General features: G+C 63.9%; 21 protein-coding genes. 10 read left to right on the forward strand and 11 right to left on the reverse strand.

Features of this window, described 5'->3' with window-relative positions; all coding sequences use genetic code 11:
* Positions 1 to 232: 232 nt before the first annotated feature.
* The 6 genes from NKH89_RS34105 to NKH89_RS34130 all read right to left on the reverse strand — a co-directional run bounded on the left by NKH89_RS34105 (position 233) and on the right by NKH89_RS34130 (position 6,541).
* On the reverse strand, positions 233 to 1,231 hold the full coding sequence (locus NKH89_RS34105) for an ABC transporter ATP-binding protein (protein ID WP_023718925.1): 999 nt from the start codon (positions 1,229 to 1,231) through the stop codon (positions 233 to 235).
* Between the two features lie 15 nt (positions 1,232 to 1,246).
* The gene (locus NKH89_RS34110; protein ID WP_023718924.1) at positions 1,247 to 2,308 is read right to left on the reverse strand and encodes a Gfo/Idh/MocA family protein; all 1,062 of its coding nucleotides are present in this window, start codon (positions 2,306 to 2,308) and stop codon (positions 1,247 to 1,249) included.
* The gene (locus NKH89_RS34115) at positions 2,305 to 3,144 is read right to left on the reverse strand and encodes a carbohydrate ABC transporter permease (RefSeq protein ID WP_023718923.1); all 840 of its coding nucleotides are present in this window, start codon (positions 3,142 to 3,144) and stop codon (positions 2,305 to 2,307) included. The genes NKH89_RS34110 and NKH89_RS34115 overlap by 4 nt, the downstream gene beginning before the upstream one ends.
* A 12-nt stretch (positions 3,145 to 3,156) precedes the next feature.
* Complete coding sequence (locus NKH89_RS34120) at positions 3,157 to 4,080, reverse strand: carbohydrate ABC transporter permease (protein ID WP_023718922.1); 924 nt, start codon at positions 4,078 to 4,080, stop codon at positions 3,157 to 3,159.
* Positions 4,081 to 4,319: 239 nt separating this feature from the next.
* Positions 4,320 to 5,579 (reverse strand): ABC transporter substrate-binding protein, encoded by a 1,260-nt coding sequence (locus NKH89_RS34125; protein ID WP_023718921.1) that lies wholly within the window; start codon positions 5,577 to 5,579, stop codon positions 4,320 to 4,322.
* A gap of 2 nt (positions 5,580 to 5,581) precedes the next feature.
* Entirely contained in the window at positions 5,582 to 6,541 is a 960-nt protein-coding gene (locus NKH89_RS34130) for an N-acetylmuramic acid 6-phosphate etherase (protein WP_023718920.1), read from the reverse strand.
* A gap of 199 nt (positions 6,542 to 6,740) precedes the next feature.
* Here NKH89_RS34130 and NKH89_RS34135 point away from each other — a divergent pair, with 199 nt between their 5' ends.
* From NKH89_RS34135 to nagA, 4 genes are read left to right on the forward strand one after another with little or no spacing between them, the layout of a single operon-like run.
* Positions 6,741 to 7,619: a glucosamine kinase nucleotide-binding domain-containing protein gene (locus NKH89_RS34135; RefSeq protein WP_352640347.1), complete on the forward strand. Its 879-nt coding sequence runs from the start codon at positions 6,741 to 6,743 to the stop codon at positions 7,617 to 7,619.
* Entirely contained in the window at positions 7,616 to 8,398 is a 783-nt protein-coding gene (locus NKH89_RS34140; protein WP_352911714.1) for a GntR family transcriptional regulator, read from the forward strand. Before NKH89_RS34135 ends, NKH89_RS34140 begins: the two co-directional genes overlap by 4 nt.
* Complete coding sequence (locus tag NKH89_RS34145; protein ID WP_352495468.1) at positions 8,395 to 9,426, forward strand: SIS domain-containing protein; 1,032 nt, start codon at positions 8,395 to 8,397, stop codon at positions 9,424 to 9,426. The genes NKH89_RS34140 and NKH89_RS34145 overlap by 4 nt, the downstream gene beginning before the upstream one ends.
* A complete protein-coding gene (gene nagA, locus NKH89_RS34150) occupies positions 9,423 to 10,595 on the forward strand; it encodes an N-acetylglucosamine-6-phosphate deacetylase (RefSeq protein WP_023718916.1) in 1,173 nt (390 codons plus the stop codon). The genes NKH89_RS34145 and nagA overlap by 4 nt, the downstream gene beginning before the upstream one ends.
* 2 nt (positions 10,596 to 10,597) lie before the next feature.
* Here the strand turns inward: nagA and NKH89_RS34155 are convergent, their stop codons facing one another.
* The 4 genes from NKH89_RS34155 to NKH89_RS34170 all read right to left on the reverse strand — a co-directional run bounded on the left by NKH89_RS34155 (position 10,598) and on the right by NKH89_RS34170 (position 19,039).
* The gene (locus NKH89_RS34155) at positions 10,598 to 12,121 is read right to left on the reverse strand and encodes a malonate--CoA ligase (protein WP_352911717.1); all 1,524 of its coding nucleotides are present in this window, start codon (positions 12,119 to 12,121) and stop codon (positions 10,598 to 10,600) included.
* A gap of 39 nt (positions 12,122 to 12,160) precedes the next feature.
* The gene (rpe, locus tag NKH89_RS34160) at positions 12,161 to 12,838 is read right to left on the reverse strand and encodes a ribulose-phosphate 3-epimerase (protein ID WP_023718915.1); all 678 of its coding nucleotides are present in this window, start codon (positions 12,836 to 12,838) and stop codon (positions 12,161 to 12,163) included.
* Between the two features lie 230 nt (positions 12,839 to 13,068).
* Positions 13,069 to 16,821 carry a DUF7929 domain-containing protein gene (locus NKH89_RS34165; RefSeq protein WP_352911720.1) on the reverse strand — a complete coding sequence of 1,251 codons (3,753 nt, stop codon included), beginning with the start codon at positions 16,819 to 16,821 and terminating at the stop codon, positions 13,069 to 13,071.
* 10 nt (positions 16,822 to 16,831) lie between these two features.
* Positions 16,832 to 19,039 carry a hypothetical protein gene (locus tag NKH89_RS34170; RefSeq protein WP_502896985.1) on the reverse strand — a complete coding sequence of 736 codons (2,208 nt, stop codon included), beginning with the start codon at positions 19,037 to 19,039 and terminating at the stop codon, positions 16,832 to 16,834.
* A gap of 321 nt (positions 19,040 to 19,360) precedes the next feature.
* Between NKH89_RS34170 and dnaK the strand changes: the two genes are divergently transcribed.
* The 6 genes from dnaK (at position 19,361) to NKH89_RS34200 (ending at position 25,022) form a co-directional block, all read left to right on the forward strand.
* On the forward strand, positions 19,361 to 21,277 hold the full coding sequence (dnaK, locus tag NKH89_RS34175) for a molecular chaperone DnaK (protein ID WP_023718912.1): 1,917 nt from the start codon (positions 19,361 to 19,363) through the stop codon (positions 21,275 to 21,277).
* Between the two features lie 212 nt (positions 21,278 to 21,489).
* Positions 21,490 to 22,620 carry a molecular chaperone DnaJ gene (gene dnaJ / locus NKH89_RS34180; RefSeq protein ID WP_023679852.1) on the forward strand — a complete coding sequence of 377 codons (1,131 nt, stop codon included), beginning with the start codon at positions 21,490 to 21,492 and terminating at the stop codon, positions 22,618 to 22,620.
* Positions 22,621 to 22,736: 116 nt separating this feature from the next.
* A complete protein-coding gene (gene pmtA, locus NKH89_RS34185; protein WP_352481404.1) occupies positions 22,737 to 23,342 on the forward strand; it encodes a phospholipid N-methyltransferase PmtA in 606 nt (201 codons plus the stop codon).
* Between the two features lie 62 nt (positions 23,343 to 23,404).
* On the forward strand, positions 23,405 to 24,001 hold the full coding sequence (locus NKH89_RS34190; RefSeq protein ID WP_352495461.1) for an NADPH-dependent FMN reductase: 597 nt from the start codon (positions 23,405 to 23,407) through the stop codon (positions 23,999 to 24,001).
* The gene (gene pyrF / locus NKH89_RS34195; protein ID WP_023718909.1) at positions 23,998 to 24,711 is read left to right on the forward strand and encodes an orotidine-5'-phosphate decarboxylase; all 714 of its coding nucleotides are present in this window, start codon (positions 23,998 to 24,000) and stop codon (positions 24,709 to 24,711) included. Before NKH89_RS34190 ends, pyrF begins: the two co-directional genes overlap by 4 nt.
* Before the next feature lie 23 nt (positions 24,712 to 24,734).
* Entirely contained in the window at positions 24,735 to 25,022 is a 288-nt protein-coding gene (locus tag NKH89_RS34200; protein WP_023718908.1) for a DUF1330 domain-containing protein, read from the forward strand.
* Here NKH89_RS34200 and NKH89_RS34205 read toward each other — a convergent pair.
* Positions 25,019 to 26,077 (reverse strand): D-alanine--D-alanine ligase family protein, encoded by a 1,059-nt coding sequence (locus tag NKH89_RS34205; RefSeq protein WP_352481402.1) that lies wholly within the window; start codon positions 26,075 to 26,077, stop codon positions 25,019 to 25,021. The two genes, NKH89_RS34200 and NKH89_RS34205, sit on opposite strands and share 4 nt — an antisense overlap.
* Between the last annotated feature and the right edge of the window lie 108 nt (positions 26,078 to 26,185).

Raw genomic sequence — 26,185 nt, forward strand, 5'->3', positions numbered from 1 at the left:
TGGCCCGTCTGCTTCACTGCCATCGCGATTCCCTCAGACCGTCCACCTCAGAGAATCACAATCAGCGAATTACGCAACAGGCCCCTTGTGGGAGAAGGTGGATCGGCGCGCAGCGCCGAGACGATTGAGGGGTGTTGGAAGGAACTCCAACGCCTCATTCCGTCTAGCACCTCTCATCTGACCGAGCTTCGCTCGGCCACCTTCTCCCGCAAGGGGAGAAGGAAGAGGGGCGCTACTTCATCACCTTGCCATCCGCTCCAAACCGATAGGTCTTTACCGGATCCGGCGTCGCATAGAGCGTGGTGCCGGGTTCGGCATTGTAGACGCCAAAAATGCGCACGGTGATCAAGCCGGCCTTCTCGCAGTCGAGATAGAGGTTGGTGTCGGCGCCGAGGTGCTCGGCATGCACGACCGTGCCTTTCCAGGCGCCGGATTTGGGATCGACGGTCAAATGTTCGGGCCGGACGCCGATGGTCTTTGCCGTTTCGCCAAGCCTGGTGCCGTCGACGAAATTCATCTTCGGTGAGCCGATGAAGCCGGCGACGAATTCATTTGCCGGCGAATTGTAAAGCTCCATCGGGCCGCCGATCTGCTCGATCTTGCCTGCGTTGAGGACCACAATCTTGTCGGCCAGCGTCATCGCCTCGACCTGGTCGTGGGTGACATAGATCATCGTCGCCTTCAGCCGACGGTGCAGCTGGGCGATCTCCAGCCTGGTGTTGACGCGCAGTGCGGCATCGAGGTTCGACAGCGGCTCGTCGAACAGAAAAAGCTTGGGTTCGCGCACCACGGCGCGGCCGATGGCGACGCGTTGACGCTGGCCGCCGGACAATTCGGCCGGGCGCCTTTCGAGGTAGGGCTCCAGCGACAGCATCGACGAGGCGATGCCGATGCGGCGGTCGATCTCGGCCGCCGGCGTGCCCGCCTGCTTGAGGCCGAGGCCCATATTGTTCTTCACCGTCAGATGCGGGTAGAGCGCATAGGTCTGGAACACCATGGCGATGCCGCGCTTGGCCGGCGGCGTGGCGGAAACGTCCGCCCCGTCGATGACCACGCGGCCCGAGGTCGAGTCCTCCAGCCCGGCAATGACCCTGAGCAGCGTCGACTTTCCGCAGCCGGATGGACCGACGAAGACGACGAACTCGCCATCCGTCACCTCGAGGTTGATGCCCTTCAGCACCTCGACCGGCCCAAAGGCCTTTTTCACGTTCTCGATGTTCAGCGAGCCCACGGCTTCGTCCCTGTTCTAGAGTTTCACGGCGAGGCCGCTGCGCACGCTCTCGTCGGCGGCAAGGCAGACGGCGAGCGACTTCACCGCGTCGTCCATGTGGCGGCCAAGATCGAGGTCCTCGCGGATCGCCTTCAGCACAAACGCCTGTTCGAGGTCACAGAGGTCCTGATGGCCGGGCTCGCCTTCCATCGACAGCATCTCGTCCGGTTTGGCGAACTTGCCGTCCGCGCCGGTTGCAGCACTGTGCAGGCGGATGGTCGAGGTCTTGGTGTGGGTGTCGATGTCGTCGGACCTGACGCCCTCCTTCATGACGATCGACACGCAGCCGTTGGGCGAGATCACGTCTTTGACGAAGAAAGCCGTCTCCGAAATCATCGGCCCCCAGCCGGCCTCGTACCAGCCGACCGAACCGTCGTCGAACAGCACCTGCAGGTGGCCGTAATTGTACATCGTGGGCGCAATCTCGTCGCTCAGCCGCAGCCCCATACCGCGCACCTCGACCGGCCTGGCGTCGGTGATCTGCAGCATCACGTCGAGATAATGCACGCCGCAGTCGACGATCGGCGACGTCGTTTGCATCAGCTGCTTGTGCGTCTCCCAGCTGTGTCCGGAGGATTGCTGGTTGAGATTCATGCGGAACACGTACGGGCCGCCGAGCTTCCGCGCCTCGGCGATCAGCCTGATCCAGGACGGGTGGTGGCGCAGGATGTAGCCGATCACCAGTTTCTTGCCGTTGGCCTTGGCCGCGGCTACGACGCGTTCTGCGTCCGCGACCGTCGTTGCCAGCGGCTTTTCGACAAAGACGTGGCAGCCAGCCTCGAATGCCTTGACCGCATAATCGGCATGGCTGTCGGAATAGGTGGCGATGCAGGCGACGTCAGGCCGTTCGTCACGCAGCGCCTCGTCGAATGAACGCCGGATGCCATAGCTCGAAAGCCCTTCCGGCAGCGGCACATCCGAGCGGTTGACCAGTGCGGTAATCTGGAAGCCCGGGTTGGTGTGATAGGCCAGCGCATGGCTGCGCCCCATATTGCCGAGCCCGGCGACGACGACGCGAAGGGGTGTTTGCGAACTCACTTGACCGCTCCCGAAGTGATGCCGCGGATCAGCTGCCGCGAGAAGATGACGTAGAGGATCAGCACCGGCATGATCGCCAGCGACAGTGCGGCCAGAATGGCGTTCCAGTTGGTGACAAACTGGCCGAGGAACAGCTGCGCGCCGAGCGTCACCGTCTTGGTCTCCTCCGACGGCGCCAGGATCAGCGGGAACCACAGGTCGTTCCAGATCGGGATCATGGTGAAGACCGCGACCGTCGCCATCGATGGCCGCACAAGCGGCAGCACCAGCCGGAAGAAGATGGTGTATTCGGACAGGCCGTCGATCCTGCCGGCATTCTTCAGATCGTCGGAGACTTGCTTCATGAATTCCGACAGGATGAAGACGGCGAGCGGCAGGCCTTGCGCCGTGTAGACCAGGATCAGCGCCGTCAGCGTGTTGACCAGCCCGCTCGCCACCATCAGCTGCAGGATGGCGACGGTGCCGAGGCGGATCGGGATCATGATGCCGAGCGCCAGGTAAAGCCCCATCAGCGAATTGCCGCGGAAGCGGTATTCCGACAGCGCGAAAGCCGCCATGGCGCCGAACAGAAGCACGAAGAACAGCGAGGCGACGGTGACGACAAGGCTATTCTGGAAATAGTGGATGAAGTCGCCCTGGCCGATCACCGTGGTGTAGCCGATCAAGTCGAAGGTCCCTGGCGTCGGCGGCGTCAGCGGCGCGCCGAAGATACCGGCACGTGATTTGAACGAATTCATGATCACGAGGATCACCGGAAACAGCGCGATCGCGGTGTAGGTCAGAAGGATCGCATGCGCGCCGATGGTGCGGGGCAGCGAACGGGTTGCGGTGCTCATGGTCACGCTCCCCTAAAACTGGTAGCGACGCAAGCGCGTCTGCACGAGGAATAGGTAGACGCAGACGCCGCCGAGGATGATCAGGAACATCATCGTGGCGATCGCCGCGCCCATATTGGGGTCGCCGACCTGCAGCTGGAAACCGAAGAAGGCGCGGTAGAGGAAGGTGCCGAGGATATCGGTCGAATAGTTCGGCCCGGCCAAGGCGCCTTGCGCCGTGTAGATCAGGTCGAAAGCGTTGAAATTGCCGACAAAGGTCAGGATCGAGATAATGCCGATCGACGGCAGGATGAGCGGCAGCTTGATCTTCCAGAATTGCGCCATGCCGGTGATGCCGTCGCATTCGGCGGCCTCGATCACCTCTTCGGGGATGGACAGCAGTGCCGCATAGATCAGCATCATCGGGATGCCGACGAACTGCCACACTGAGATCAGGCTGAGCGCGGTCAGTGCATATTGCGCCTTGCCGAGCCAGGGCGTGAACAGGCTTTTCAGGCCGACAAGGTCCATCATATGCGGCGCCACGCCCCATAGCGGCGACAGTATCAGCTTCCAGGCGAAGCCGACGATAACGAAGGACAGGATCGTCGGCACGAAGATTGCCGTGCGGTAGAAGGCGGAAAACCGCAATCGGGGGCTGGACAGAAGTGCTGCCAAAAGGACGCCGATCGGGTTCTGCACCAGCATGTGGATGATGAAGAACCAGACATTGTTCCGCAGCGCGTTCCAGAAATTGACCGACCAGTTGGGATCACCGAACAGCATGCGGAAATTTTCCAGTCCGACGAACACCTGCGACTGGTTGATGTTGCGGAACAGCGACAGCTGCAGCGTGCCGGCCAGCGGCAAGATCATGATCGCCGTGTAGACCAGCAACGCCGGTGCCAGGAAAACGCCGATATGCCAGCGGAACGGTCTTTTCGGTGCTGCGGCCATGCGTTCGGTCCCCGCCGATCAGGTCTTGCTATTGCCGTCAAAAGCCACGGCGCCTCCCTCCCCCTCGAGGGGAGGGTGCCTCGCGAAGCGAGGCGGGTGGGGTCGGCCGAGGCAGCGCGCCATCGTCGTTCGACCGTGCTTTCCAGCAACGATCAAGCTGCCGCCTGCCTCGACCGACCCCCTCTGTCGCCTTTGGCGACATCTCCCCTTCAAGGGGGGAGATATCGCTTCGCCGCGCCTTACTTCGCCGGCTTGTACCAGCTGTCGAGGCCGTCCTGCAGCTTCTTGGCGGCAGCTTCCGGCGTGTCGGTGCCGTTGATGACGTTGGCCGATTCAACCCACGTCTCGTTTTCGAGGTTCGGCGTGCCGCGCGACAGGATCTGGTAGGTCGAGCGGATCGTCGACTTGCACTTGCCGCGCCAAGAGACGAATTCCTGGGCCAGCGGGTCTTCCATCTTCACCGGCGTGTTGTTCAGGCTGAAGAAGCCGGGCAGCGCGTTGGCGTAGATGGTAGCGAAATCCGGCGAAGCCACCCAGGACAGGAAGGTCTTGGCCGCATCCGCGTTCTTCGAGGCCGCATTGAGGCCCATGCCGATATCGGTGTGGTCGGAGATGTAGCAGGTGTCGCCGGCCTTCTGCACCGGCGGCGGGAAGGCGCCCATCTTGAATTGCGCCTGCGTGTTGAACAGGCCAATTTCCCACGAGCCGGCCGGGTAGATGGCGGCGCGGCCGAGCGTGAACAGGTTCTGGCTGTCCGGATAGGTCTGCGCCTCGAAGCCGTCGCCGAGATAGTCCTTCCACTTGGCCAGTTCCTTGTAGGGCTCGACCCACTGCGGATCGGTCAGCTTCTGCTCGCCCTTGATCAGCGCCAGGCGGCCTTCCTCGCCCTTCCAGTAATTCGGGCCGATGTTCTGGTAGCCCATGGTCGCGGCTTCCCAGAGATCCTTGGTGCCCATCGCCATCGGGATGTAGGTGCCGTCGGCCTTGATCTTGTCGAGCGCAGCGTAGAACTCCTCATTGGTCGTCGGCACCTTGATGCCGAGCTTGTCGAAGGCGTCCTTGTTGTAGATGAAGCCATGGATGACCGAGGCCATCGGCACGCAGAAGCTCGACTTGCCGTCGTCGGTCTGCCAGGCGGCCTTGGCAACATCGGAGAAGTTCTCCATGCCGGGCAGCGTCGAGATATCGGCGAGATTGCCCTTCTTGAAGAGTTCCAGCGATTTGTCGAACGGGCGGCAGGTGATCAGGTCGCCGGCCGAGCCGGCGGCGAGCTTGGCGCCGAGGGCGGCGTCATATTCGGTCGGCGCCGACGGTGCGAACACCACCTTGATGCCGGGGTTCTTGGCCTCGAAAGCCGGGATCAGCTTGTCCTTCCAGATGGCAAGGTCGTCGCCGCGCCAGCTTTCGATGTTGAGCGTTACGTCGTCGGCATAAGCCACCCCGGCGGTGCCGAGAATGCTGGTGCCGAGAAGAAGTGCCGTCAGTAGCTTCGTTGTCATGCTCAGTCTCCCTGTTGACCTTTTTCAGGTTCGGTTTTGATGAGAACGGAGGCATTGCGCCCCTTGCTCCCCTCGATCGCGGAAAGGGCTGGTCGCAGCTTGTGGCCGGTCCCTTCCAGTATCTTCTCGGCCGCATCGGCGCTGGCGGCGCCGGCGGCGAGCAGAATAGCGGTCTTGACGACGCCGCCGCTCTTATCGAGCAGGCGCGCCGCCTCGTCCTTGTCGCGCCCGCTGACGGCGGCAACGATGCGTGCGGCGCGGTCGCGCAGCTTGATGTTGTCGGCCGTGAGGTTGACCATGTAGCCATCATGGACATGGCCGAGATGGATGGCTGCCAGCGTCGACAGCATGTTGAGTGCGATCTTCTGGGCGGTGCCGGCGCCCATGCGCGTCGAGCCGGCAATCAGCTCGGGCGGCGTTTCGAGCAGGATGGCGATGTCGGCCAGCCGCAGCAGCAGCGCATCCCCGTTGTTGGCGACAGCAATGGTCGCCGCGCCGCGGCGCCTGGCATCCTCGATCGCCCTGACAGCATAAGGCGTCGAGCCGCTGGCCGAGACGGCGATCAGGCAGTCGCCCTTGCCAACGCCGGCGGCGGCGACCGCTGCCGAAGCTTCGTCAGTGTCATCCTCCGGCCCGCCGGCCAGTGTCTTGAAAGCTTCGTCGCCGCCAGCGATCAGGATGGCGATACGGTCGCGCTGGATGCCGAAAGTGCCCGGCAGCTCCAGCGCATCGGCCAATGCCATCAGGCCCGAGCTGCCGGCGGCCGCATAGGCGAGCTTGCCGCCGCTTTTCAGTCTGCTTGCGATGATTTCGGCTGCCGCGGCAATGGCAGGAATGGCGCCGTGAACGGCCTTGGCGGCCTCGATCTGCGCGTTGGCCAAAGAGGAAAGGACGGCTTCCGGGGCCTGGATATCCAGTCCCTCGGCATTGTGGTGAAGCGCTTCGGTGCGCGTTTCGGCCATCCGCTTTCCTCCAATCGAGAAAACCATACCAAAAAAATACCACTTGTCCACACGCATTAATCAAATCCTTGCGGTGGCGCAGGCTTGCGGACGAAATCAGCTGATTTTCCAACAAACTACGCCTTAACTTTTTTGAAACGGAAATTAATCCTTGGCTATTGGTATTTTATTGGTATTATCCGTCTGGAGGAGAAATCGCGTGAAATTCGTGCTCGGCATCGATGGCGGCGGCACCAGCTGCAGGGCGGCCCTTGCAACGGCCGATGGCAGCGTCCTCGGCCGCGCCAAAAGCGGCGCCGCCAACATCCGAACCGATCTCACCGGCGCCAGGGCCAACATCGTCGACGCGGCGCAGCAGGCCTTTGTCGCCGCGGGCAGAGATCCCGGACTGATCCCGCAAACTCCGGCCATTCTCGGCCTAGCCGGCGCCAATGTCGGCACCTACAGGCAGCAGCTCGAAGCGATCTTGCCGTTCCGCATCAGCCGTGTCGAGACCGACGCCGAGATCGCGCTGGAAGGCGCGGTCGGCTCCGGTGACGGCGCCATGGCCATACTCGGCACCGGCACCGCCTATATGGCGCGCAAGAACGGCCGATCGCGTGCCATCGGCGGCTGGGGGTTCCAGGTCGGCGACCAGGGCAGCGGCGCCCGCATCGGCCGCGACCTGCTCGAGCAGACGCTGCTCGCCTATGACGGCATCCGCGAAGGATCGCCACTGACGCAGGCCATGCTCGCCATCTTCCGCAACAATCCCGAGGATGTGGTCGAATTCACCACCAATGCCAAGCCCGGCGATTTCGGCGGCTTCGCACCCAAGGTGTTCGAACATGCCGAAAAAGGCGACGTCGTCGCTATCTGGATCCTCGACAAGGCGGTGGCCGATGTCGAGGCAGCACTTGGCGTGCTCGACCTTGGTGGCGACGATCCGCTCTGCCTGCTCGGCGGCCTGGCGCCGCTTTACGCGCCGCGCCTGTCGGCGCGCTACCGGGCGCTGCTGAAGCCGCCGCTCGACGACGCGCTGGGCGGCGCGGTTCAGATGGCGGTTCGGATTTTTACGAAGGCGGAGGCGGCGCGATGAGCGACGCCGCCGACCAGATTTTCGCGGCGCTGAGACAATCGTCGCAGAGTGGCGCGCCACTCTATCTGCAGCTGAGGAAAAGCATCGAGGACGCCGTCAAACGCGGGCTGATCGGACCGGGCGATGCGCTGCCTTCCGAGCGCGACATCGCCAGCAAGGCCGATATTTCGCGCGTCACCGTGCGCAAGGCGGTGCAGGACCTGGTCAAGGGCGGCATCCTCGTCCAGCGTCATGGTTCCGGCACCTTCGTTGCGCCGCGCATGGAGCGCGTCGAGCAGTCCCTGTCGATGCTGACCTCGTTTACCGAGGACATGGCACGGCGCGGCATGGCGGTGCGTTCGGCCTGGCTCGACCGCGGCCTCTATCCGCCATCGCCCGACGAGATGATGGTGCTCGGCCTAGCGTCGAACGAATTGGTGGCGCGCGTCGCGCGCCTGCGCATTGCCAACGACACGCCGCTGGCGATCGAGCGCGCCTCACTATCGACAAGCGTGCTGCCCGATCCGGCGGCGATCGGTTCGTCGCTCTACGCGGCGCTGGAAAAGACCGGCAACAGGCCGGTGCGGGCGGTGCAGCGCATTTCCGCCACCAATCTCGGCGATGGCGACGCGCATCTGCTGGAAGTGCCGCCGGGCATTGCCGGCCTGCACATCGAGCGTATCTCCTGTCTGGCGAGCGGCAAGGTGATCGAGTTCACCCGCTCCATCTACAGGGGCGACGCTTATGATTTCGTCGCCGAACTCCGGCTGAGCGAGCCGGGCGAAGAGGGCAGGCCATGACCGCAACAATGACCCATATGCGGCGCGAGATCGAGGAGATCCCGGAGGCCACCGCCCGCCTGCTCGACGGCTCGGCCGCCGTGCTGACGGAAGCCGGGCGCGGCATTCGCGAGCGCGACCCGAATTTCATCGTCACAGTGGCGCGCGGCTCGTCCGACCATGCCGCGACCTTCATGAAATATGCCGTGGAGCTGACCGCGGGCCTGGCGGTTGCATCGGTCGGCCCGTCGATCGCCTCGATCTATGGCGCCAAGCTGAAGCTGGGCGGCTCGGCCTGCCTGGCGATCTCGCAGTCGGGCAAGAGCCCGGACATCGTTGCGATGGCGCGAGCGGCGCGGGCCGGCGGTTCGCTGACCGTCGCCATCACCAACACCGCCGATTCGCCGCTCGCGCGGGCTTCGGACTACGCGATCGACATCCTTGCCGGACCGGAGCGCAGCGTCGCAGCGACGAAGACCTTCGTCAATTCGGCGGTCGCAGGGCTCGCTCTGATGGCGCATTGCACCGGCGACGACAAACTTCTGGCAGCACTTGCCCGCTTGCCGGAGCATTTTCGGAAGGCGATCGCTTGCGACTGGATGGCGCTGGCCGGGGCACTCGAGACGCCGAACTCGCTGTTCATCCTTGGCCGGGGCCCGTCGGCGGCGATCGCCAACGAGGCGGCGCTGAAATTCAAGGAAACCTGCGCCATGCATGCGGAAGCCTATAGTGCCGCCGAAGTCATGCACGGCCCGCTGGCGCTAGTCGGTCCCGGCTTCCCAGTGCTGGCGCTGGCTGCCCGCGATGCGTCCGAACCATCCGTCGCCGAGGCCGCCGACAGCCTGGCCGGCAAGGGCGCCGCTGTCTTTGTGACTTCGGACAAGGCAAAGAAGGCGCAGCCTCTGCCGCATGTCGCCACCGGTCATCCGCTGACCGACCCGCTGACACTGATCGTGTCGTTCTATGGTTTCGTCGAGGCTTTTGCCCGCCATCGCGGCCTCGACCCAGACACGCCGCCCAATCTGCGCAAGGTGACGGAAACGCTATGAGCGATCGCTTTGCGCTGACCGGCGCCCGGATATTCGATGGCGATGACTGGCACGACAATGCGGCGCTTGTCGTGCGCGACGGCCTCGTCGAGGCCATCGTTGCCGCCGGCGCCGTCCCATCCGGTGTTGCGCCTATCGAGACCGGCGGCGGTATGCTGGTTCCGGGTTTCGTGGATTTGCAGGTCAATGGCGGTGGCGGCGTCATGCTCAACGACCATCCCGACGTCCCCTCGATCGAGACCATCTGCCGGGCGCACGCGCCCTTCGGCACGACGGCGCTATTGCCGACGCTGATCACCGACACGTCCGAGATCACCGCCGCGGCGGTTGCCGCCGGAGCAGAGGCCGCACAACGGAAGGTGCCGGGCTTCCTAGGCCTGCATCTCGAAGGCCCGCATCTGTCGATCGCCCGCAAGGGCGCACATGACCCGGCCTTGATCCGGCCGATGCTAGATCCCGACCAGGCGATGCTGATCGCGACGCGGAAAAACCTGCCGGTGCTGCTGACTACGGTGGCGCCCGAATCCGTCGAGCCCGACCAGGTATCGGCGCTCAGCAATGCCGGCGTCATCGTCAGCATCGGCCATTCCGATACCGACTATGCCACGGCCCGCACCTTTTCCGAGGCCGGCGCAACGGTGGTCACCCATCTTTTCAACGCGATGAGCCAGATCGGCAATCGCGAGCCGGGGCTGGCGGGCGCGGCAATCGATACCGGCACATTCTATGCCGGCATCATCGCCGACGGTATCCATGTCGATCCGGCCACCATGGCCATCGCCTTGCGCGCCAAGCAGGGGCCGGGCAAGATCCTGCTCGTCACCGACGCCATGGCGACGATCGGCACCGACATGACCTCGTTCACGCTGAACGGTCGCACCATCCACCGCAAGGATGGCAGGCTGACACTTGCCGACGGCACGCTGGCGGGCGCGGATCTCGACATGATTTCCGCGGTGCGCTTCGTGCATCGCGTGGTCGGTCTCGACCTCGACGAAGCCTTGCGCATGGCCTCGCTCTATCCGGCGCAGGCGATCGGCCAGTCGCACCGGCTCGGGCGCTTCGCCAGGGGAACCGCCGCCAACATCGTTTCGTTGTCGGACGATCTGGACATGAAAAGCGTCTGGATCGACGGCGCCAGGGTTTTTGCAGCCAGCCCTGCTTGTTAGGGTTAGCCGGCTTTGGACGTATAGAGGTCTTTGTAGGCTTCGCGCAGCAGGTTCTTCTGCACCTTGCCCATCGTGTTGCGCGGCAGTTCGTCGACGAAGATCACCTGTTTCGGATGCTTGTACCTGGCGAGGTGCCCAGCGATGGCCTCGATGATCGCGGCGGCGCTGATCGTCGAGCCCGGCGCCCTCACCACGATCGCCGTGACACCCTCGCCGAAATCCGGATGGACAACGCCGATGACAGCGCTTTCGGCAACACCGGCAAGAGCGTCGATCTCGCTCTCCACTTCCTTCGGGTAGATATTGTAGCCGCCGGAAATGATCAGGTCCTTGCCGCGGCCGACGATGTGGACATAGCCGTCGGCATCGATCAGCCCGAGATCGCCGGTGATGAAGTAGCCGTCGTCGCGGAATTCCGCCCTGGTCTTTTCCGGCATGCGCCAGTAGCCGCAAAAGACGTTCGGGCCCTTGACCTCGATCATGCCGACCTCGCCCCGGGCAAGTGTTTCGCCGCCATCGGGATCGGAGATGCGCAGGCAGACGCCGGGCAAAGGGAAGCCGACCGTGCCGGCACGCCGCTCGCCCTCGTACGGGTTCGACGTGTTCATGTTGGTCTCGGTCATGCCGTAGCGCTCGAGGATGGCGTGGCCGGTGCGCTCGCGCCACGCTCTGTGCGTCTCGGCCAAAAGCGGTGCCGAGCCGGAAATGAACACCCGGATGTTTTTCGCCGCTTGCCGGTTCAAACCGTCCTGCTGCAGCAGGCGGACGTAGAAGGTCGGCACGCCCATCAGCGCGGTGGCGCGCGGCAGTAGCGAGACGATGCGGGTCGGGTCGAATTTGGTTTCGAACAGCATCGAGGCGCCGGCCATCAGGACGACATTGGTGGCGACGAAAAGGCCATGCGTGTGGAAAACCGGCAGCGCGTGAATCAGCACGTCTGCGGCAGTGAAGCGCCAGAGGTCGACCAGCACCCGCGCATTCGAGGCGAGGTTTTCGTGGCTGAGCATGGCGCCTTTCGAACGGCCGGTGGTGCCGGACGTGTAGAGGATCGCGGCAAGGTCGTCCGGTCCGCGCGCCACATCGTGGAAGTCCACGGCCGCCTCAGAGGCTCGATCAGTCAACGAACCCTCGCCCTTGCTGCCGAGTGTCGCGACCGCAGCGCCCGAGGTCTGCGCCAAAGCGCCGATCTCGCCCGCTCGCGCCGGGTCGCAGACGACCAGTCGCGGCTCGGCATCCCTGAAGAAATAGTCGAGCTCGGTCAGCGTATAGGCGATATTGAGCGGCAGGAAGATCGCGCCGGCACGCAGGCAGGCGAGATAAAGGAAAATGGCCTCCGGGCTCTTCTCGACCTGAACGGCGACGCGGTCGCCGGCTTCGACGCCCAGCTGCGACAGCGCATGCGCCAGTTGAGCGGAGCGCGCCAGCGTCTCGCCATAGCTGATCGAGCGCCCATCCTCTGTCTCCATCAAAAGGCGTTCGGGCGCGGGCATCCGGGCACGGAAAGCATCGAACAGATGGTTGCTCATATTTCCCCCCGAGCGGCTGGTCCGGCCGGACGGCAGCGGTCAGCCGGCCGCCTTGTCCGCCGCTGCCCTGATTGCCTCGATGTTTGCCCGGTAGGCGTCGACGCTGCCGCCCTTGAAGATAGCCGCGCCGGCGACCAGCACGCTGGCGCCGGCCGCGGTGACAAGGGGCGCAGTTTCAGGCGAAATGCCGCCGTCGATCTCGATCCGGATCGGCCGGTTGCCGATCAGCGCCTTCACCCGCTTCACCTTGTCGACGATCGCTGGAATGAAAGCCTGGCCGCCGAACCCCGGATTGACCGTCATGATCAGGACCAGATCAAGCCGGTCGAGCACGTATTCGATCATCGTTTCCGGTGTCGCCGGGTTGAGTGACACGCCGGCCTTCTTGCCAAGGTTTTTGATCGTCTGCAGCGAGCGGTCGAGATGTGGCCCGGCTTCGGCGTGCACCGTGATGCCGTCGCAGCCGGCCTCGGCGAAGGCGGCCAGATAGGGGTCGGCCGGCGCGATCATCAGATGGCAGTCGAAAAACGCCTCGGTGCGGTTGCGGATCGCCTTGATCACCGGTGGCCCAAACGTGATGTTCGGGACGAAATGCCCGTCCATGACGTCGAGGTGGATCCAGTCGGCGCCGGCGGCCGTCACCGCCTCGACCTCGTCGCCGAGCTTCGAGAAATCGGAAGCAAGCACCGATGGCGCGATCAGGGTTTTTTTGCTCATGATGCGGCCTTCCCGTACGCCCCGGTTTGCGGACCCTCTGTCTGTATCGACTGCCTAGACCATGAGTCCGGAAAGTGGAAGCCGGTTTGTCCTTCCGCCGATGCAGCGGCTTCAGGTTTGCGCTGCCTTCTCATCTGCCCGCTGAAGAAAAACCCCGCCGGATCGCTCCGGCGGGTATTGGGTGACGAGTACGGTCACTGTTTGAAGTTCTGGATTTCCCGCGCCGTATCCTATTGCTCCGGCTGCGGCTTGCGCCTTGGCACGACCTGCTGAGGAACATTCGGATTCAGCAGCAGGTTCGGCTCAAGCGTCGATTTCCTGCGGACCGGGACGCAGTCCGGATATCGTCCGACCGTTCCGATAGGGCAGCGCCGCTTGATGATCGGCTGGCACTGGCCATTGATCGGCCGCGCGCCCGGTGCGCATTCCAGCCGTGGTTTGCGGCAGGCGCCGTCGCGCAGCTCTGTCCCACGCGGACAGACGCAGGCGCCGCGCTTGTTGTGGATCTGGCCAGGTATCGGGCACTCCACCACAACCGGCTTCTTGCGCCTGCAGGCATTGCCCTGCAGTTCCGTGCCCCGGGGGCAGACGCAATCGCCGTTGGCGTCGTGGATCTGACCACGGATCGTGCACTGCTTGGGCTGCGGCCGAATTGGCCGGCAGGCATTGCCCCTGACTTCCGTGCCCCTCGGGCAGATGCAATCGCCAGCGGCGTTATGGATCTGGCCCCGAATGGTGCACTGTTCGGGTTTTGGCTGGATTGGCCGGCAGACATTACCCCTGACTTCCGTGCCCCGCGGGCAGACGCACTCGCCGTTGGCGTTGTGGATCTGACCACGAATGGTGCATTGCTCGGGCTGCGGCTTGTTGCCCACGCAAGCGCCGTTCTCCAGCTCGGTCCCGCGCGGGCAGACGCAGCGTCCGTCCTCGGTACGGATCTGGCCTTTGAGGAGAACGCAAGGTTTTGGCTTCGGCACGATGACCGTGCCGCCGCCGGATGAGCATTGGCCGTTACGGAAGGTCGTGCCTGGCGGGCAGACGCAGTTGCCGGCGTCGTTCATGACAAAGCCTTGCGAGCATTCCTTCTTCACCTCATGCGTGATGATGAAGGGATGGCAGGCATAGGCCTTGCCGCGATCGCCCTGCACATTGGCGGCACCACGAGACAACACGTCGCCACCGCCTTGCACCGACGTGTTCGGAGACAGCACGCCGACGCAGTTCTGGCCGTTGACAGTGCCCTGCAGATTGGTCAGACGGCCATCGTCGGGAATGATCACGGTCACATTGTGCACATGGCTTTCCCCGGCGCCGAGCGTCAGTTGGGCGATGCAGGACAGAGGCAAGGTTGCCGGCTCCGGCGAGCAGCCGAAGGGCGGATCGATCGAGGTGATCGCAACGCCTTCCAGCCGGCCGAGGCCTTCGACGCCGATCGCATCGCCGATGCGAACCGGACCGGAGAAGGCGCTCGTCCCATCGTTCGTGATGGTGATCTCGAACGAGCAGGGCTGGCCGGGCTTGCACTCGGCGTCGCCGGTCTTCTCGACCCGGATGGTCGAGGCACCGCCGCCCTTGGCGCAGGCCTGGCCGATCGGATAGACGATATCGTCTCCCGGAGCCGGGCCGTAGGAGCCGCGTGCGCAGTTCTCGAATTCGCCGTTCGCAGCAACCGTCACGTCGAAATGGCGGCTGGTTCCAGGCGTCATAACGGCGCCGGGAATCTGGCACGACAGCGCATTGGCCGGAACCGGTCCGCAAGCCCATTCCGCGCCGTCTGGGGTGACGCTCTGGATCTGGACCGGCGCTCCGCCGGCTATCAGCGTCGCGGCATCGTTGACCCGCACCGGACCGGTCGGGGCTGTGGCGCCGAGGCTGATGACGGTAATGCGGCAGGAAACGACCGCAGCACCGGCCAGCGAGCCATTGCACACCTTGGTGATGCGCATGGCCGGCTGCCCGCCATTCGGATGACGGATGCGTTCCTTGGCGCAGGCCCTGTTGTTGGTGATCTCGTTCTCACCGGGAATGGCCTTCACCTCGGCGCAGTTCTCGACACTATCGGGCCGGAAGTTGGCCGGCATCACCGCCCTGACGAAGATCGGCGTCGAGGCGCCCGGCATAAGCGCGATGCCGGGATTGTCGCAGCGGAACTTGCCGGAACCGTTCGGTCCGCACGTCCATGGCGGCGTCGGGCCGAAGGTCGAGGATGCCGGCGCGCCGCCCGGATAGCTATCGACGACCGTCAGCGGCCCATTGTAGGGGACGCTGCCATTGTTGATGATGTCGATCACGAAGGTGCAGACGCCATCGGCCGAACAGAATTCGGTGCGGGCGCGCTTCTTCAGGATCAGGTCGACCTTCTTCTCCACCGGTGGCCGGCAGTCGCGGTCACGATCGCCACGGCGGCAGACCGGGATCGACGCACAGCCGCGGTCGTTTAGCTGGCTGCCGAAAAGCGGCTTGCCGCTGGCGCCGTAATTGTAGGTGGCGCAGTTGCGCAAAACGCTGCCTTGCCAGCCTGCGGCCGGCTTGAAGCCAAGCTTGAGGTCGACTGAGGCGCCCGGATTGAGCGTGGTCACCGGATGAGTGCAAATCATCGGGGTGATTCCAGGCGCGCAGACCCAAGGCGGGTTCGGCCCTGAATCGAGGGTGGAGCCGGCCGGCAGGGTGACTTCGTCGAGCACGATCTTGCCGTGGTAGGGCGCATCGCCGACATTGGTGACCCTGATGGTGAAGTCGCAGCCGCCCGCCATCGTGCAACGTTGCACGTCGGCACGCTTTTCGACTTTCAGATCCGGTTCCTTGTCCTTCGGCGGGCACCTCTGGTCACGCGGGATGACGATGTCGACGGTCTGCGTGCAGCACAGGCCCCAGCCCTCCTTCGGGCCGGCATAGGTTTCGATACCGGTGACGATGATGTGGATAACGTCGCCGGGTGAAGCACCGACGATCTTCCAGTTGAGCACACCGCCGCCGGCCGGCACCAATTGGGTGTCGGGAATGATTGTGATGCCGGGTGTCGTCGTCGAAAGCTGCACCCATTTGCCAGCCATCTCTGGGCCGACCGGCATATGGTAGATGAAGGCGCCGCCGCCGGGCACGCAATCGACCGTGCCTCGCTCCACCTTGAAGCATTCACGATTGCCAGGAGGTGGAGGCGGTGGGTTGCACTCGGTGACGTCGATCTTGATCGACGTCTTTGCACCCGTGAGATAGTTGCCGTCGTCCGGCTTGCCCGGGTCCTGCGACGGAATTTCGACGCCAGCACCGCGGTCGCCGCGGCTCACCTTGATCAGCCCCTGGTTATCGACGATTGCCGGCGACGGAAACGCCGCATGGTCGATCTTGGCGGTGATCTGGAAGGTGATGGCGCGCTCGTTCGCAGCGCCGATGCCGTCGAGGTCGCTGGCGGAAATCCGGAAATCGGACACCGTCGCCGTATCGTCCGGGCCAGCCGAGCTGCTGATCGCAGCGCCGGGCAGCGGTCCGCCGGATGCGTCGGCGCCGTCGCCGGTCACATGCACGCCGACAATCCGCAGGCCGTGCGGGAGTTGGTCCCTGAAGTCGAGCCTGACCTTTTTCAGCATGGCCGCGAGGCCCGGGCCGGCAAAACCCTGCGGATTGCCGCGCAAGCCAAAGCTCAGCGAGTATACGACATAGTCGCAGCCTCTCTGGCCGCCTTTCTTGGTGAAGAAGGGCACGATCCGGCCCGGCTCCGGGTTGACGATGCGAGGATTGTCGAAATCGAGCTTGGGATCTGGAATGACAGTGCCTGCATCGGCAGGCTTGGCCTTGGCCGGAGCAAGGTCTTCAGCGAAGCCTTGCAGCGGGCTCAGCATGGCGACCGCGATACCGGCCGCCATCAGCCAGCGCGCGCCGCGCCTGGCGAGTGACAGGGGTTTCATGATGGTCTCCATGACGAATGATTGTTTGCCGGTTGATTGGCTGCTCGTCGCAAGCGGGGACTGTGCAAGATTGCTCATCTTCCCCTTCTCACGGTTCGCAGCTGACGGCTGGGGTTCTGAGCGGCAAGGTCATCTTGCAGCAAGGGTAGTAGCCACCCTTGTCGCGGTCGGACTGCCTGTAGAAGCAGAGCCCGACATCGACCCTGTCGCCAGGATAATGGCCGGTGATACCGATCGTGAATGGCGCGCCGGGCGCATGCGACAGGGGCGAAGTCACCCCGACGCCAGGCGTCCTGGACAGAGCCTTGATCGAATCGCCGCCGAAGCCGGTATGGTCATGAAGATAGAGATCGGCCTCGAGGCCGGAGGGCGTGCAGAAATACTCGACATCCTCGACATCAAGGCAAGGAGGCAGATTGCCGGGGGGCGGGAAGTCCGGCGGATAGAACGGTGGCAGATAGCCGCCCGGCACCTGCTCGTAATAGCCGGCACGGCCTTCGCAGGGGCGCCAGACCTCGACGTCGCCGACATGGCCTTCCACTTCCGGGTCTTCGAAATAAGTGTCGAAATCGACGAACCACGAGCCGAAAGGCGGCACGTTGGCCGGCCTGACCAGCGCCGTCGGCGTGATCTGCACGCCGTGCACGGCAAGCGGCCCCCCGGCTGCGAGCTGTTCGGCGAGCGCCGGGTTGTCGCGCAACTTGTCGCCGGTATCGACCAGCGTGTCGGTGCAGATGCCGGTATCGAGATTGCCTTCGGAATCGTAGCCATATTGCAGGTCGAGGCCGCCGGCCGACTGCCGGTTGTCTTGCGGGAAGCCGACCGCATATTCCTGCGGCACTTCCACCCAGACCGATTCCGTTGCCGGATCGTCCGGATTTTCGCGCCAGTAGCGGATGACCTCACCCTTGCCGGAATCGGCGAACTGGCTGTAGTCGTAGCGGTTTTCCACCGGGCCGCGCTGAGCCAGATACATGAAGCCCTTGTTGTCAAAGGCGATGTCGGTGACCGCGTAATCCTTGTCGGCCTTGACGGCCAGCTCCCAGCGCGGGTCGCCGAAGCTGCCGTCGCCGGCAATGCCCACCGACCAGATCTCCGCCTTTTCCCCGACCGAGTAATAGAGCCGGCCGCCACGATAGGCGACCGACCAGACGCGGCGCTCGTCCTGTGTGTAGCCCCAGCTATCGGGGTCCTCGCTGTCGAAGGCAGCACCCTGGATGTCCATCACCGAGCCGTCGTCGGCGACTGGGGGCAGCCCGTGCGCCGGGCGGCCGGCGACGCCGTGGTCGAACGTGTCGACTAGCGCGCCATTGGCGTCGATGCGGTGGATAAGGCCGGTGTCGAGATCGCTGGCGAAGAACTGGCGGTGGATATTGTCGAAAGTGACGTCGCCGATGCCGGGACCGCTATTGGCGTCGATATCGGCGAATTTCGAGACGGCGCCGGTGATGCCATCGATCTTCCAGATCGTTCCGGGGCCGCCGCCGTTTTCGGTGCCGAACTGGCCGTCCATGAAGACCGCGTCAGCCGTGCCGCGGCGCTGCCGCTCCGGCCGGCCGTCGGCATCGCCGTCTGGTGTGACGATGCGGATGCCGTGCAGCGAGGTGGCGCCGGCATAGAGGTTTGGAATGGCCGAGGGAACGCCGTCGCGCACGCCGTCGTCATAAGTGATGCCGAACACCTGGCCGATTTGCTCGGCCGTGACCTCGAAGGGTGGCGGGGTGAAGACCAATTGGCCAGACGCCGGCCCGCCCAGCCTTGAAACGTCGAAGACGCGCAAGGTTGCGCGCGCCGTGTCGATGAAGGTCTCGTCGACCGGATCGACGCCCGGCGGCAGGCCTTCCTCGAAATTGGGGATGATGGTGCCAGAGAATCCGGTCACTGCCATCGAGCCGGGATAGATGATCTGGGTTTCCTGGGCCTGTGCCGAGCCGCCGAGCCAGAGCCCAGCGGCGAGTGCCAAGGCCGATAATCCGCTGGCAGCCTGGATTGCGCGGCGCAAATGGCCGGCACGAGAGCGCACGGACGCGCCATGGTCGCAAGACATGGATCTCCCCCCACAGGTCATGGGAGAAACATCCGGTCTCGGCGCGCAAATCAGGGCAAGGCGCGGCGTTCCGGCACGTTCATCCCTGATCGAATTGTCTGCTTTCCTCACCGTCATGATACGCCGGCGTCCGCGCAGGGTCAACGGAACCAGCGGAAAGCCCAGCGCATCGACCCGGTCCCGAAGGCGACTGTCGCGCTGAGTTCCTGCTGTTCCCGGAGACCATCGAGCCTCTGGATCTGTGGTCATGGGGCTTTCCTTTCCGGGGCCGCACCACGCGGCACCTGAGCGTCAGTCGCGAGGTGAGGCGGAAAGGTTCATGGACCGGGGCCGGGCCGGCTGGATCACGGCCGGAAAATACGGGCCTGCCGGTCCCGAATCCGATCAACCGCGATGAATGGTGAACGCCTTGCGCAGAATGCTTGCGCGCCACGCAGCCTGTTCTTATATACGCGCCAAGCCGTCCAGCGCCGAATGCCGGTTGCCGGAGCGGAATTTCTTGTGAACAGGGGCTTTCGTCGGAACGCCTGTACGGGTCCTGAGAGCCTGCTTAGCGGAGAGATTAGAGAAATGGCAAAAGTAATCGGTATCGATCTGGGAACAACCAACTCCTGTGTCGCCATCATGGACGGCAAGGAATCCAAGGTCATCGAGAATGCGGAAGGCGCGCGCACGACCCCTTCGATCGTCGCCATCAACAGCGACGGCGAGCGCCTCGTCGGCCAGCCGGCCAAGCGCCAGGCGGTCACCAATCCTGAAAACACCATTTTCGCGGTCAAGCGCCTGATCGGCCGCCGCTATGACGATCCGGTGACGGAGAAGGACAAGAAGCTTGTCCCCTACAAGATCGTCAAGGGCGACAATGGCGATGCCTGGGTCGAGGCCGGCGGCAAGAACCAGTCGCCCAGCCAGATCTCGGCGATGATCCTGCAGAAGATGAAGGAAACGGCGGAAGCCTATCTCGGCGAAAAGGTCGAGAAGGCGGTCATTACCGTTCCGGCCTATTTCAACGACGCCCAGCGCCAAGCCACCAAGGATGCAGGCAAGATCGCCGGCCTGGAAGTGCTGCGCATCATCAACGAGCCGACGGCGGCAGCACTTGCCTATGGCTTGGACAAGAAGGAAGGCAAGACGATTGCCGTCTATGACCTTGGCGGCGGCACGTTCGACATTTCGGTGCTCGAAATCGGCGACGGCGTGTTCGAAGTGAAGTCGACCAATGGCGACACCTTCCTCGGCGGCGAGGATTTCGACATGCGTTTGGTCGAATATCTGGCGGCCGAGTTCAAGAAGGAACAGGGTATCGACCTGCGGAACGACAAGCTCGCCCTGCAGCGCCTCAAGGAAGCGGCTGAAAAGGCCAAGATCGAGCTGTCGTCCACCACGCAGACCGAGATCAACCTGCCCTTCATCACCGCCGATGCCAGCGGCCCTAAGCACCTGACGCTAAAGCTGACGCGTGCGAAGTTCGAGAGCCTTGTCGAAGATCTCGTCCAGCGCACCATCGAGCCCTGCAAGGCGGCGCTCAAGGATGCCGGCCTCAAGGCCGCTGAGATCGACGAGGTCGTTCTGGTCGGCGGCATGACCCGTATGCCCAAGATACAGGAGATCGTGAAGCAGTTCTTCGGCAAGGAACCGCACAAGGGCGTCAACCCGGATGAGGTCGTCGCACTTGGCGCTGCCATCCAGGCCGGCGTGCTGCAGGGCGACGTCAAGGACGTGCTGTTGCTCGACGTGACGCCGCTGTCGCTCGGCATCGAGACGCTGGGCGGCGTATTCACGCGGCTGATCGAGCGCAACACGACGATTCCGACGAAGAAGAGCCAGGTGTTCTCGACGGCTGAGGATTCGCAGTCGGCGGTGACCATCCGCGTCTTCCAGGGTGAGCGTGAAATGGCCGCCGACAACAAGGCGCTCGGCCAGTTCGACCTGGTCGGCATCCCGCCTGCGCCGCGTGGCGTGCCGCAGATCGAGGTCACGTTCGACATCGACGCGAACGGCATCGTCAACGTTTCGGCCAAGGATAAGGGCACCGGCAAGGAGCACCAGATCCGCATCCAGGCGTCTGGCGGCCTTTCGGACGCTGACATCGAGAAGATGGTCAAGGATGCCGAGGCCAATGCCGAAGTCGACAAGAAACGTCGCGCACTGGTCGAGGCCCGCAACCAGGCCGAGGCTCTGGTGCATTCCTCGGAGAAGTCGCTGAAGGACTATGGCGATAAGGTCTCGGAGACCGACCGCACGGCGATTGCCGATGCGATCGCGGCGTTGAAGACCGCTGCCGAAGGCGATGATGTGACCGAGATCGAGGCCAAGACGCAGACGCTCGCCGAAGTCTCGATGAAGCTCGGCCAGGCGATGTACGAGGCTTCGCAGAAGGAAGCCGCCGAGGCCGACGCCAAGGCTGATGCCGCCAAGGACAGCGATGTGGTCGATGCCGATTTCGAGGAAATCGACGAAGACGACGAGAAGAAGAAGTCGGCCTGAACCGCCTGACGGTACAGGTAAGCAAAAAGCCCGGCGCACAGCCGGGCTTTTTTGCAACCCTTTGCCGGAAAAACGCCGAGCTACCCGAAAAAATGCGGACAAAGCCTCGTAGACACTGGCATCCCGACTCCATCACACCTAAATCGGAACAGCGTGCCGGCAAACGACGCAACGATACTTCAAGACGTTGACTATCCGGACTGCGGGAAAACATGAAAGCTGATTTTTACGAAACGCTGGGCGTGCAAAAAGGCGCCGACGAGAAGGAGCTCAAGAGCGCTTTCCGCAAGCTGGCCATGCAGTTCCATCCCGACCGCAACCCAGGCGACCATGCCTGCGAGCACAAATTCAAGGAAATCAACGAAGCCTACGAAACGCTGAAGGACCCGCAGAAGCGCGCCGCCTACGATCGCTTCGGCCACGCCGCCTTCGAGCACGGCGGCATGAATGGCGGGGCGCAAGGCTTTGGCGCCGGCGGCTTCGCCGACATTTTCGAGGACATTTTCGGCGACATGATGGGCGGGCGCCAGCGTCGCTCGTCCGGCGGTCGCGAGCGCGGCGCCGACCTGCGCTATAATATGGAAATCACGCTGGAAGAGGCATTTTCCGGCAAGACCGCGCAGATCCGCGTGCCGGCATCGATCTCCTGCTCGGAATGCTCGGGCAGCGGCGCCAAGCCCGGCACCCAGCCCGTCACCTGCTCGATGTGCAACGGCCACGGCAAGGTGCGCGCCACGCAAGGGTTCTTCTCGATCGAGCGCACCTGCCCGCAATGCCAGGGGCGCGGCCAGACCATCAAGGATCCATGTCCGAAATGCGCCGGCCAGGGCCGCGTCACCGAGGAGCGCTCGCTGTCGGTCAACATCCCTGCCGGGATCGAGGACGGCACCCGCATCCGGCTTGCCAATGAGGGCGAGGCCGGCCTGCGCGGCGGCCCATCGGGCGATCTCTACATCTTCCTCGCGGTCAAGCCGCACGAGTTCTTCCAGCGCGACGGCGCCGATCTTTATTGCAAGGTGCCGATCTCGATGACGACGGCAGCACTTGGCGGCTCGTTCGAGGTGACGACATTGGACGGCACCCAGACGAAGGTGAAGGTGCCGGAAGGCACCCAGAACGGCCGCCAGTTCCGCCTCAAGGGCAAGGGCATGCCGGTGCTGCGCCAGCCCAATATCGGCGACCTCTACATCCAGACCGTGGTCGAGACGCCGCAGAACCTTTCGCGCCGCCAGCGCGAATTGCTGGAGGAATTCGAGCAGCTTTCCTCAAAGGACAATTCGCCCCAGTCGAGCGGATTTTTCGCCCGCATGAAGGACTTTTTCGAAACGTTCGGCGAGCATTGAAGCTGATCCCTGGAAACGCTTCCCGAGCGTCATCAACACCTTATCCGGGGATTCGCCTTGTCTTGCACCTCGTAGCTGCTAAGTAGCATGCGAGGGAGCGTTGAGGAGGACTTTCGATGACGCGTAGTCCCGGACTGCGAAAGACGCTGGCGGAAAAGTTCGACGACGAACTGAAGTTCTTCAAGGGCTGGATCGACAAGCCGAAGGCGGTCGGTTCGATCGTCCCGACCAGTTCCATCACCGCGCGCAAGATGGCCTCGATCGTCAATCCGAAATCCGGCCTGCCGGTGCTCGAGGTCGGGCCTGGCACAGGCGTCATCACGCGCGCCATCCTCGCTCAGGGCATAAAGCCTGAAAATCTCTACGCGGTCGAATATTCCACTGATTTCGTGCGCCATCTGCGCCAGCTTTATCCAGGCGTCAACGTCATCGAGGGCGACGCCTTCAATCTCGACGCGACGCTCGGTGACAAGCGCGATCTGGTCTTCGATTCGGTGATATCGGGCGTGCCGCTGCTCAACTTCCCGGTCGCCCAGCGCATCGCCTATGTCGAGAGCCTGCTCGACCGCATCCCGGCGGGCCGGCCGATCGTGCAGCTGACTTACGGGCCGCTGTCGCCGATCCCGCCGGGCCGCGGCGACTATACGGTCGAGCATTTCCATTTCGTCATCCGCAACATTCCGCCGACGCAGCTTTGGATCTACCGACGCGGGGCCGCCTGAATTGCAGCGTTGGGTTTTGAATAGCACTTGTCTTATACCCATCGGGTGACAAGGCAGACCCCATGGCTGTGATCCCGAAAATTCTCGTCGTCGCCGGTTCGGTGCGCAGCGGCGCCTATAGCGCCAGGACCGCCGACGTTGCGCAGAAGGAACTTGCCATGCAGGGCGCGGAGGTGACCCGCATCTCGCTCGCCGACTATCCGTTGCCGATCCTCGACCAGGATCTGGAAAAGGAAGAAGGCATTCCCGAAGACGCCGTCAAGCTCGGCCGGATGATCGCCGCCCATGACGGGCTGCTGATCGCGACGCCCGAATATAACGGCTCCATTCCACCGCTGCTCAAGAACACCATCGACTGGGTAAGCCAGCTGCGCAAGGATGGCGGCCGGACGTTCAGGCCGCTTGCCGGCAAGGTTGCCGGCCTCTGCTCGTCTTCCAACGGACCCTTCGGCGGGATACGCTGCATCAACCATCTGCGCGCCGTTCTGGTGCGCTGCCGGATGGAGGTGGTGACACCGGAATGCTCGGTGCCGGAGGGCGGCAACGCCTTCGACGACGAGGGCAACTTCAGGGACGAGAGACTACGCCAATCGATGGAGCACCTATGCCGAACGCTGATCGAAACCTCGCGCATGCTGTCGACGCGGATCGAGGCATGATCCCGGACGCCGCGCATGCCGACACAATGCAGGAAAGGCTGATCGTCGGCCTCGACCTGCCGACGCTGAAGGAAGCCGAGAAAGCGGTGCGCGAGCTCGACGGGATCGTCTCCTTCTACAAGATCGGTTACCAGCTCGCCTTTGCCGGCGGGCTCGACTTCGCCCGCGAGCTGGCCAGCGGCGGCACCAGGATCTTTCTCGACATGAAGCTGCTCGACATCGATAACACGGTGGCCAAGGGGGTCGACAACATCGTCAGGATGGGCATGAGCATGCTGACCATCCATGCCTATCCGAAGACGATGAAGGCGGCGGTCGAGGCTGCGAAGGGCAGCGACCTTTGCCTGCTCGGGGTCACCGTGCTGACCTCGATGGACGAGCAGGACGTGATCGACGCCGGCTATGAATATGATCCGCATACGCTGGTGCTGAGGCGCTCCGAGCAGGCGCTACATGCCGGCATGGGCGGCATCGTCTGCTCGGCCGAGGAAGCGGAGGCGGTGCGCCGCATCGTCGGCCCCGACCTGGCCGTCGTGACGCCGGGGATCCGGCCCACGGGCAGCGACCATGGCGACCAGAAGCGGGTGGTGACGCCGGCGCAGGCGATCCGCAACGGCTCCAGCCACCTCGTGGTCGGCCGGCCGATCGTCGGCGCGGCCGACCGGCGGGCGGCAGCTGAAGCCATCCTCGATGAAATGCGCTCGGCATAAGGACCAAAAACCAGGAGAAACCGATGCCCAAGGGATACTGGATCGCTCGCGTCGACGTGCGCGATGCGGAAGGCTACAAGGACTATGTCGCAGCCGCCAAGCTGGCCTTCGACCGCTTCGGCGCCAAGTTCCTGGCGCGCGGCGGCGCGCATGAGAAGGCCGAGGGGCCGGGCCGCGACCGCAATGTGATCATCGAGTTTCCGTCGCTTGCGGCGGCGCATGACTGCTACCACTCGCCCGAATACCAGCGCGCGGTCGCGATCCGCCAGAAGGTGGCTGATGGTGAAATCGTGCTGGTCGAGGGGATTTAGGCGCGAAGTCGGTTCATCGCGGTCTCGGCCATCGCATTGGCGAGGCTCAGGCCCCATTGCTGGCGACAGTAATCGCGGAAATCGAAGCAGGGCAGGCCGGGGCAGACCTCGAACTCGATGAGGTGCACGCTGTCGTCGGCTTCGACCCGGAAGTCGATGGAAAACACATCCCGCAGGCCAAGCCCGACCATCAGGCTTTCGGCGATGCGACGAATTCTTGCATCGGCTCGAGGCTGGCTGGCGCCAACGGGAAGCAGCAACGGCTCAGCGTAATTTCCCGCGGCTTTCGCCGCTACACCGGTATCGCCGTAAAGCGCCAGGCTGTCCTGCATGGTCTGGAAATCGCTGCCCGAATCGACAAGGGCGATGCCGATCGCCTCGGCGCCGGTATCCGGCTTCAATCCGAGAAAACTGGCGCGCGCGTTGCGGCCGGCGACATAGGGCTGGACCACGACATCGTCGCGATAGGCGGCGAAGACGCGCCGGCTAAGCTCCAGCGCGTGGCCGAGATCGTGGCAGCGCGAATCCGGCCAGATGCCGATCTTGGCGCCGAGCCGGTTCGGCTTGACGAACCAGCCGGCGGGCGAGTCCGGCGGCGCGACCAGCCAGGCTCCGTCACGGGCAAGGCCCGCCCGCGGCACCGGCAAGCCAAGCGCGCCGAGCACGGCGCCGGAACGGAACTTATCCTGACAGAGCGCAAAAAGCGCATCGTCGGCGCCGATCGCCTTCAGGCCGTTCAGCCGTGCCAGAGCTGGTGCCGCGCCGCCGCGGAAATAGGCGATGCCGTCGGTCAGTGTCCAGACGAGCGTGGTCTTCGGGTCCTCGCCGGCGAGAACGCTTGCGGCGGCGTCGAGTGTCACCGGCGCAAACGACAAGCCGCGCTTCTGGCAAGCGGCGGCAAGTGCGTCGAATTCAGCAGCGATGTCGGTCGATTGCGCCAGATAGGAGGCGATTTCGACGGCACGCTCCGGCACGTGGTTATCGGCGACCAGCCGATCGAAGCAGGCCTTTTCCGGCTCGTAGACAAGGATCAGCTTCGGCTTGCGGCTTGACATGGGTGGAACGGCTCCTGGCAGCACGATTGCCTACCATCGCACGGGGAACGCATTCGGCTTGCGCGGAACCGACGTTGATCGGACGCCTGCACGACAGCAAGCGCACCA

It is taken from the genome of Mesorhizobium sp. M0923, from assembly GCF_040319365.1.
GTDB lineage: Bacteria > Pseudomonadota > Alphaproteobacteria > Rhizobiales > Rhizobiaceae > Mesorhizobium.